This window comes from Yoonia sp. (genome assembly GCF_036007805.1).
Classification (GTDB): Bacteria; Pseudomonadota; Alphaproteobacteria; order Rhodobacterales; family Rhodobacteraceae; genus Yoonia.
The window spans coordinates 1-7,028 of the sequence record NZ_DASYOK010000010.1 but is presented as its reverse complement, the minus strand read 5'-3'; the positions used below and the strand labels follow the sequence as shown (position 1 = coordinate 7,028).

At 56.3% G+C, this 7,028-nt stretch carries 7 protein-coding genes and 1 pseudogene; 6 read left to right on the top strand and 2 right to left on the bottom strand.

Annotated elements, in window-relative coordinates:
- Positions 1–139, bottom strand: a pseudogene (locus VGP75_RS00465) (transposase); the annotation flags it as partial.
- A gap of 659 nt (positions 140–798) precedes the next feature.
- A complete protein-coding gene (locus tag VGP75_RS00460; RefSeq protein WP_327541773.1) occupies positions 799–963 on the bottom strand; it encodes a DUF411 domain-containing protein in 165 nt (54 codons plus the stop codon).
- A 468-nt stretch (positions 964–1,431) separates the two neighbouring features.
- Here VGP75_RS00460 and VGP75_RS00455 point away from each other — a divergent pair, with 468 nt between their 5' ends.
- The 6 genes from VGP75_RS00455 to VGP75_RS00430 are packed head-to-tail and all read left to right on the top strand — an operon-like array spanning position 1,432 to position 6,791.
- The gene (locus tag VGP75_RS00455; RefSeq protein ID WP_327541772.1) at positions 1,432–2,130 is read left to right on the top strand and encodes a transcriptional regulator NanR; all 699 of its coding nucleotides are present in this window, start codon (positions 1,432–1,434) and stop codon (positions 2,128–2,130) included.
- A gap of 18 nt (positions 2,131–2,148) precedes the next feature.
- Positions 2,149–3,132, top strand: a complete 984-nt coding sequence (locus VGP75_RS00450) for a sialic acid TRAP transporter substrate-binding protein SiaP (protein ID WP_327541771.1) — start codon at positions 2,149–2,151, stop codon at positions 3,130–3,132.
- On the top strand, positions 3,129–3,695 hold the full coding sequence (locus VGP75_RS00445) for a TRAP transporter small permease (protein WP_327541770.1): 567 nt from the start codon (positions 3,129–3,131) through the stop codon (positions 3,693–3,695). The genes VGP75_RS00450 and VGP75_RS00445 overlap by 4 nt, the downstream gene beginning before the upstream one ends.
- The gene (locus VGP75_RS00440) at positions 3,695–4,972 is read left to right on the top strand and encodes a TRAP transporter large permease (protein WP_327541769.1); all 1,278 of its coding nucleotides are present in this window, start codon (positions 3,695–3,697) and stop codon (positions 4,970–4,972) included. The genes VGP75_RS00445 and VGP75_RS00440 overlap by 1 nt, the downstream gene beginning before the upstream one ends.
- An 8-nt stretch (positions 4,973–4,980) precedes the next feature.
- Positions 4,981–5,874, top strand: a complete 894-nt coding sequence (locus VGP75_RS00435; protein WP_327541768.1) for an N-acetylneuraminate lyase — start codon at positions 4,981–4,983, stop codon at positions 5,872–5,874.
- Complete coding sequence (locus VGP75_RS00430; protein WP_327541767.1) at positions 5,871–6,791, top strand: dihydrodipicolinate synthase family protein; 921 nt, start codon at positions 5,871–5,873, stop codon at positions 6,789–6,791. The genes VGP75_RS00435 and VGP75_RS00430 overlap by 4 nt, the downstream gene beginning before the upstream one ends.
- Positions 6,792–7,028: the final 237 nt, after the last annotated feature.

Genomic DNA, 7,028 nt, shown 5'->3' with positions numbered 1-7,028 from the left:
GGTGCTTTTCGAGCCAGGCCTTCACCTCAGGCGTCTTGTGGGTGGCGTAGTTGTCGAGCACCAGATGCACATCACGCCGCGTGGGCACAGCCTTGTCGATCTGTCGCAGGAATTTCAGGAACTCCTGCGCACGATGGCGCGTTCAATCTGTTGCGCATGAGTTACGGCCTCCTTCTCACCCTGTCATGGGGCGTAGATCCGCGCTCGAATCAAGTTAGACCACGTCAGTGCCGCCGGAATTTAGGAAGCCCGGAACTCATAAGCGCAGAATGAATTCCGGAAACCGGCTCGGGGGCATACAAAGCAATCTGGTTCCCTCCATCGCCCAGCGCGCCGTGTTCAGGAATTTGGAGAAAACAGGCCGCTTTGTCGACGAATTGGCCAAGTTGTGAAATTGCTAGTGTTCGCCACTGGACTTAAAATTGCCAAGTGAAACATTGTGTCAGATGATAAACAATACATCAGCGAAACGGTCAGCTTATGCAATGAGCCCATCAGCGAATCTTAGGCACACCGCAGCATAGAAGGCACCTTCGCAGGCACAGCATCGCAAGCGGCTCATAGCGACCTCCGAAGTCAGTCACGACGCTGCAACGCAGCTTCACCATACCGAGCATTGGTGCATCGCGCAGCTTTTGAAGATGACGATTTTTTGCTGTTTGGGACTGTGCTGTCATTCGCTAGCGCTGAATATCAAGCGGCAGTGTAACGACTGAACACTTCATTCGGCCCGTTGCGAAGGATGAGAAACATCTCATAGGTTTCGCGTTCACTATCTGTGCCCAGCCCGGGCGAATCTTAGGGCGTACCGGGGATGGAAAAACCAAAAGCATCTGGGCGTTCCTGTAGCAAGCGGCGAATGTCAGCGGCTGGGATTTGCCCCTCGATCATGTAGCCCTCGACGCGGCCCATGTGGCATGAAATCATCTCTCGCGGAATACCGTTTTCCAGCTTGAAGCGCATCGGAAGCGTCCCGAGGCTATCCTCGGTTGTTACGTAGAAACTGTCCTGATCCAGGATATTGATCCATGCGGAATAGCAGTCGCAATTTAGTCTTTAATCACATGAATGGCGGTCCTTCGCCATGCGCCAATGCCCTGAGGGGCGATGCGGCCACTAGTATGGTCGCTCCGACCAGAATCTCACGACAAGAACATATATTTTACCATATTCAGCATATGATGCCAAGCCGGAGTGCAACTCAAGACTGTACATTCATACATCGCGGAGCAACGTCGAAAATTAAAGGCCAGCGGTCTATGACTGTTCAGACCTTCGCCCTGAAGGCGCAAATCCAGGGTTTGGTCAGTTTCGTGAAAGTTCGTCATGGCCCGAGCGCATTGTTAAACTTCTTCACAGAAAATCTTGGTCCTCGCCGAGGCAATAAAAATGAGCTTGCACTTTATGGTATAATACCTTAACAATCATTTTATGACGATTAAACCAATCCGTAGAAAACTATCCGATGAGATCCTAACTCGAATCGAGGAGATGATCCGTGACGAGGTTTGGCCGGTGGGCAGCGTCCTTCCGTCTGAACGTGACCTGATGGAAATGTTCGGTGTTGGCCGCCCTTCGATCCGTGAGGCGCTTTTCAGCCTCGAGAGAATGGGACTCGTGCGGATAAACACTGGCGAACGGCCGCGTGTTACTCGGCCCACGCCGCAGAACATGCTCGCTTCTTTGTCGGCAACGGCCCACCTACTGATGGATCAGCCGCAGGGCGTAATGCATTTCGAACAGGCGCGGTTATTTTTAGAAGTGGGGGTCGCCCGGCATGTTGCAGAGTACGCTACGCCCCCGCAGATCGCTGAAATCGCCCGAGCATTGGCCGAAAACGAGGCGTCTATCCCCAGAGCCCGTGCATTTGCGATAACGGATGTTGCTTTTCACCGGGCGCTCACCGAAGCAACTGGCAACCCGATCTTTTTGGCTATGCACGAGGCGCTTGTTGAGTGGTTAATCAGCCAGCGACAGCTGCCTGTTGACCCCGAAAAAGGCAATTTTAGTGCCTTCAACGATCACGTCGCCCTGTTCGAAGCTATCGAGCAGCATGATCCCGAACGTGCAGGTCAAGTGATGCTCGCGCACCTTGAACATGCATGGCGACGCTTCGGAACGAACAGCTGAAAATCCAAGGGAGGAAACATGGAACTCACGAGAATCACAAGAATAATGGCAATCGCGCTTTGCGGCGCGTTAATGTCGCCTGCAATGGCACAGGACACACGTGTCCTGCGTCTGGGGATGCAGGGGACCGACGGTGATCCCCAGTTTCTGGGTGTCACGGAGGCAGCGAGAGCCCTCGCTGCAAATTCGGACGGGCGGCTAACGTTGGAGATATTCCCAAACTCGCAGCTTGGCAACTTTTCCGAAATGATCGAACAGCTGCAATTGGGAGAACTTGACCTTACGCTTAATCCCTTTGGTGGGTTTGAACCTTGGGTAAATAGGGCAATTCTCGCGTCTACTCCCTACGTCGTGCGCGATTTCGCCCATCTTGAGGCGATCATCGACTCAGATTGGGGGCAAGGTGTAGTTACGGAACTTGCCGAGGATGTCGGTATCCGGGTTATTGACAGCTGGTATTTTGGCACGCGACATACGACCACGAACCGCCCTCTTAACGAAGCTGAGGATTTCAGTGGACTGAGACTGCGCGTTCCGAACTCCGCCCCGCTTCTATCCTGGGCAACGGCAATGGGCGCAAGCCCGACACCGGTAGCCTTTGCCGAGGTCTATCTGGCTTTGCAGACCAATCAGGTAGACGGGCAAGAGAACCCGCTTCCGACGATTGATGCGATGAAGTTCATGGAGGTACAGTCCCACCTCGCGCTGACTGGGCATCTGGTTCAGGATCAGTCCATCGTGATCTCGGAAATCACTTGGAGCGAACTCTCCGCAGAGGATAGGGCACTTGTGCTGGATGCGCTCGATGCCGGCGGTATCGTGAACAACGATACGGTTAACGAACGCGAAGCGGCGCTGGTCGAGCAGTTCATTGCTGCGGGTGCCAACGTGACAGAGCCTGACAGAGCTGCACTGACCGCTCTGATGTCGCCTATCTACACTGAACTTGATGGTCGCTTTGGCGATGGCGCCGTTGCAGTGCTGACGCAGACTGACCCGTGATCAATAGTGCCCCCGGCCCGGCCGGGGGGGCTGCCCCGTCCGAAGGCCCCATTTCCCCAGAACCGCCCCTACGTTGGCTGCGCCGCGCCGAGGAAAATCTCGGCACTTTTCTTCTATGCCTGATTTTCCTGTCCGTCGCCCTGCAGGTGGTCGGTCGCCTCGTCTTTAGATCGCCGCCGTTTTGGACGGAGGAACTGGCCCGGTATCTTTTTGTATGGCTTGTCTGCATTGGATCCGCCGAGGTGGTGCGGATCCGAGGCCATATCACCATGGACCTTTTTGCAATGATGTTGGGCCCACGGGTCAAGGTCCTGTTACAAATTCTGCTCAATGCGGCAATCCTCGCATCACTTGTGGTGCTTGTCTGGTATAGCTGGCAAGGCGCGATACGTGCGGGGCGGATCGACTCTGTCGCTCTTGGGGTGCCCGAGTCCTTACTTTATGGGGCTTTGCCGGTCGGTGCAGCCCTGATGACATTGCGCATTCTGATGCTGCTGGCTGCTGACATCTCCGAGTTGCACCGTGGCGCAATGGGTCGTCCAAAAGCGCGAGGGACTAAATAATGCCTGCACTGTTTGGGGGATGGTTCGGGCTGATGGTGCTTGGAATGCCGGTAGGGTTCTCACTCATTGTCGCTTCAGTCGCATGGATGCTGATAACGGGGCAGGGCATAAACTTCGCAGCCCAGCGTATGGTGGCAGGTCTCAACTCGTTTCCACTTCTGGCAATTCCCTTCTTCATCCTGACCGCTCAGCTAATGAATACTTCCGGAGTGACAGAACGCCTATTCGCATTCGCAAAGGCCTTGGTCGGCCATATTGCGGGCGGGCTGGGGCATGTGAACGTCATGGCATCCCTCCTGTTTTCGGGAATGTCGGGTTCGGCAGTGGCCGATGCCGCAGGGCTCGGCCAACTGGAAATCAAAGCTATGCGTGATGCTGGCTATGACGACAAGTTCGCCGGATCCGTCACCGCTGCATCTGCGATCATCGGGCCACTTGTGCCGCCATCCATTCCGATGGTGATCTACGGGGTCATCGCGAACACCTCGATCGGTGCGCTGTTTCTCGGAGGCATAGTGCCGGGACTTCTATGTGCGCTGGCTCTGATGATCACGATCTACGTCATAGCTATCCGCCGGGGCTATCCGCGCGAGGACCGTGCTTCGGCCAAACACCTTTGGACCACCTTCCGCCGAGCGCTGGTACCCCTGATGACCCCCGTCATCATAATTGGTGGCATTTTTAGTGGCTTCTTCTCGCCGACCGAGGCAGCCGTTGTCGCCACAATCTACGCGCTTTTTCTTGGTTTTGTGGTCTACCGGCAGATGACTCTAACGATCCTGATAGAGGTGCTGCGCGAAACCACGCGGCTGACGGCATCGGTGGGGCTGTTGATCATGGGGGTGTCGGTCTTTGGCTATATCATGGCCCGGGAGCAGGTACCCCAGCACGCTGCATCCTTCTTTCTCAGTTGGGCCGATACACCGCTTCAGTTCCTGATCGTCGTCAGCATCATGCTGCTGATCCTCGGAACCTTCATCGAAAGCCTCGCCATCCTTTTACTGGTTGTTCCCATACTGGTGCCGGCTGCGGCAACCTTCGGCATCGATCTAGTGCATTTCGGCGTCGTAATCATCATGAACCTGATGATCGGCATCTTGACCCCTCCAATGGGGGTCGCGCTCTTCGTGGTCTCATCAGTGGGAAAGATCCCATTCCGCGATCTGGCGATAGGTATACTGCCGTTTCTTTTACCACTTGTCGGCGTACTGATACTTTCGATACTTTTCCCACAACTGGTCACATTCCTTCCCGACCTCCTTATGAATAACCGATAGGAACTCACATGACGCCCCCACTTGCCGGCATCTATGCCGCATTGCTCACTCCATTCAACACCAAGGGAGAAATTGATCCTGCGGCCACGGAGGCGCTGGTGGCATTCCAAATCCAGCAAGGCCTTGCAGGGGTCTATGTAGGTGGCTCCTCGGGCGAGGCGATGGCACAGTCCATCGCCGAACGAGCCGACTACCTGCGCCTCGTCGCTGGTTTTGCCCAGGGTCAGATCAAGCTCATCGCCCATGTGGGCGCAGTGGCAACGGACGATGTGTTGGCGCTTGCTGCAGTCGCGGCCGATGCTGGTTATGACACGATTTCTGCGATCACGCCTTATTACTATCCGTTCTCGCGTGCCGAGGTGATGGCTCATTACTCCGATATCGCTGAACGGGCTGCCCTGCCACTGGTAATCTACAACTTTCCGGCTATCACTGCTGGGTTTACATTGGCCGAGATGGCGACGCTTCTGGACCACCCCAAGATCATCGGTGTGAAGCACACCTCGACCGACATGTACATGCTTGAGAAGATCAAGCGCCGATGCCCCAATGCCCTGATCTATAACGGCTATGACGAGATGTGCCTTGCCGGTCTGGTGACCGGGGCGGACGGAGCGATAGGGACCACCTACAACTTTATGGGCGACTTGTTCGTGGAGATTGAGCGGCTAGTGAAGGCCCAACAGACAGAATCTGCGCGCTCCCTGCAGATCATGGCGAATGCCGTGATTGACGTGTTGGTCGAGGTTGGCGTCATGCCGGGCTCCAAGGGGTTGTTAGGCATCATGGGCATCCCCATGGGGGATGCCAGGCGTCCTTTCCGCCGCCTGACTACCAGCGACCACGACCGGCTGGCTGCAGCGGTGCAGCCGATCCTCGATTGGCGGACAGCGCGGGGATGACTGCTCTGCAAGGCATCTGGGGGGCGGTGCTCCTGCCCATCAACACAACGGGTGCCATAGACTGGGTTGCGCTCGCCGAGGAAATCGACATCCTCTGCGCCAGCGGCCTTTCAGGTATATACACAAACGGAACGGCTGGCGAATTCCATACACAGACTGAGGCGGAGTTCGATCGTCTAACGGATCTGGTTGCCAGTCGTTCCACAGCTTTAGGAATTCCTTTCCAGATTGGCCTCTGCCATTCCAACCCTCGCGTCGCGCGCGACCGTCTGGCGCGCTGCCGCGGGATCGGCGCATCCGGCGCACAGATCATTCTGCCCGACTGGTGGCCACCCTCCAATCCAGAAATCGACCGATTCATTGACGGGATGCAGGAAACGGCGGAAATGATGCCACTCATCCTTTACAACCCACCCCATGCAAAGGTTAGGTTGACCCTACAGCGTATTGCGGATTTGCGCATGCGGGCGCCCGGGCTAATTGGGGCAAAGCTGCCAGGGGGAGATGCCGCATGGTATGCAGATCGCAGGCGGCTTCTGACCGGGTTCTCTGTCTTCGTGGCCGGACACACAATTGCCTTTGGAAGGCCGTTGGGCGCTGACGGAGCTTATTCCAACGTAGCCTGCCTGTCACCAAGAGGCGCGCTGCTGCATTGGAAGCTGGCGGTTGAGGACCCAGTCCATGCGGTCGATATCGAAGCGCGCATCCAGTTATTCATGAAGACTTACGTTATGCCGCTTGTGGCTAGTCATGGCTTATCGCATGCCGCGCTCGACAAGCTGATGGCAGCAGCAGGCCGCTGGGGCCCGGTGTCGGAAAGGATGATGTGGCCGCATGAGAGCGCCCCGACCGGTGCGGTGGAAGCAGTGGCTTCCGCGATGCGCGCAACCTTGCCAGAATTCATCGGGCTGTCCTGATGGCTTTGACCTGATAGGTAGGAGAGCTGCGCTAGACAGACACCCTGCCGCGCACTTCACCAGAGACGACCCAATAAAAACACTTGCCCCCCCATCTGTTCCGAGTCTGACGCATGCTACCGGTTCCCGCGAATTTCATTGAGGGCGTTCAGCGCGCGGCGCTCTCGGGCGAGGATGTCCTCCGCCGATTTGGTCCATTTGAAGGGCTTCGGCTTGGCGTTGTGGTGCGCCAGATAG